Origin of the sequence: Longimicrobium sp. (assembly GCF_036554565.1) — a bacterium.
In the GTDB taxonomy this organism is placed as follows: domain Bacteria; phylum Gemmatimonadota; class Gemmatimonadetes; order Longimicrobiales; family Longimicrobiaceae; genus Longimicrobium.
This window is the reverse complement of record NZ_DATBNB010000224.1, coordinates 1-1,640: the sequence shown is the minus strand read 5'-3', so window position 1 is coordinate 1,640 and position 1,640 is coordinate 1. Positions and strand designations below refer to the sequence as shown.

2 protein-coding genes are annotated in these 1,640 nt (G+C 69.9%); one reads left to right on the top strand and one right to left on the bottom strand.

Annotated elements, in window-relative coordinates; genetic code table 11:
• The coding region (locus VIB55_RS06150) for a DUF5700 domain-containing putative Zn-dependent protease (protein WP_331875789.1) at nt 1-629 on the bottom strand (629 nt) is incomplete at its 3' end.
• Nucleotides 630-1,018: 389 nt separating this feature from the next.
• On the opposite strand from VIB55_RS06150, the gene VIB55_RS06145 reads away from it, so the two are divergent.
• The coding region (locus VIB55_RS06145) for a GntR family transcriptional regulator (RefSeq protein WP_331875788.1) at nt 1,019-1,640 on the top strand (622 nt) is incomplete at its 3' end.

Sequence of the window (1,640 nt, the reverse complement as noted above, 5' to 3'; positions counted from 1 at the left end):
TCGACGACGTAGTTCGCCACCCCTTCCGAAAGCGTGTGGGCAAGCAGCCGCTCCGCTTCCGGCAGGGCATCGGTGGAGTCGGCGACGGCATGCAGTCCCGCGCGACGCTGGGCGGCCTTCTGCATGACGTGGTAGGACTCGTGCGCCAGATTCCCCACGACGGCCTTCAGGTCGCCGCCGGCTCGGGCAAGGTTGGCGTAGAACGCGGGCGGCGTCTGATGGTCGAAGAGGAAGCCGTCGGACACCCCGCCGGCCGTGAAATAGACCTCGATCGACAGGGGACCGGTATCCGGTCGATACGGCTCCAGCTCCGAGAGCGTCTCGCGGACGATCCCGCTCTCCTGCGCTCGCACGGCACCGATCAACTCCCGCACTCGCGAGCGCTCCCGCCAGGCGACGTGGAGCTGGAAGATCTCGTGGTCTCCGGCTCGCTTTCTCCGTGCGAAGTGGCGGACCTCGGAGCGGAACTCGGGAATGCCGTTCCCGGGAACGTAACGGGTCACGTTGTCGACCATCGCTCGCACGCCGTGAACGCGAAGCAGGGCGTCCACATCGGCGTTGGAGAGGGAGTCCTGTGCCAGCGCGCGCACGATCGCCTCAGCCCCCGCGAAGTCAAGGCGCAGCGTCACGGGGGCCGGCTCGGGTCGGGTCGCCGCGGGGCCCGGCCTTCCGCATTCCACTACCGGGGGGCGCGATGTGCCACATCCGCTCACCGGGGAGAGAAGAAGAGCGAGGCAGGGAATGAACGCGCGATTCATGCAGGCTCCGGGATCGGGGCTCGGATATCCAAAGACTTCCTGGATGGTGAGAGTTGCGCCTTCACCCGCCAGCGGCTCGGGCGTGCCGCGGTGGAACCGCTCCAAGGTCCGTTCCGGCTCGGGGTCGTACGTGGCGAGCCGGGTCCAAGCGGCGAGACAAACGTTCCTGCCACGATTCTACGCGAACGCCCCGTAGCACAACAGCTACAGATCTGGATATCTTTGCACCTGTACAGTTTTTCTTCCGAGGCACCCTCCCCATGGCACTGATCCAGCAAGCCGACGAGCGATACGCCTACGCGCGCCTCGCTGCCGACATCGAGTCCCTGGTCCGCGCCGGGACCCTGGGGCCCGGTGAGCGGCTACCCTCCGTCCGCCGGATGAGCGTCCAACGTGGCGTGAGCCTGCCTACGGTGGTGCAGGCGTACCGGCTGCTGGAGACGCGCCGCGTGATCCGCGCCCGCCCGCAGTCCGGCTTCTACGTGCTGCCCCCCTCGCGGCCCAACCTCATCGAGGCACGCGGCGCGGAAACCCTGGCCGACCCGGGCGAGGTCACCACGGGTGACCTCATCATGCGCGTGCTGGAGATGGTTGCCAACCCGGCGCTGGTGCCCCTGGGCACGGCGCTGCCGGAACCCGACCTCCTTCCCACCGCCGAGTTGTCGCGCTGCCTGGGCCGGGTCGCCCGGCGGCAGGCGGGGCACCGCGCCGCCGAGCTGGCCCCCTCCGGCGTGGAGGCGCTCCGCCAGCAGGTGGCGCGGCGCGCGCTGGAAGCGGGGTGCGCCCGCACCGCGGACGACGTGGTGATCACCTGCGGCGCGGCCGAAGCCATCCACCTGGCTCTGCGCGCGCTCACCCGCCCGGGCGACACGGTGGCCGTGG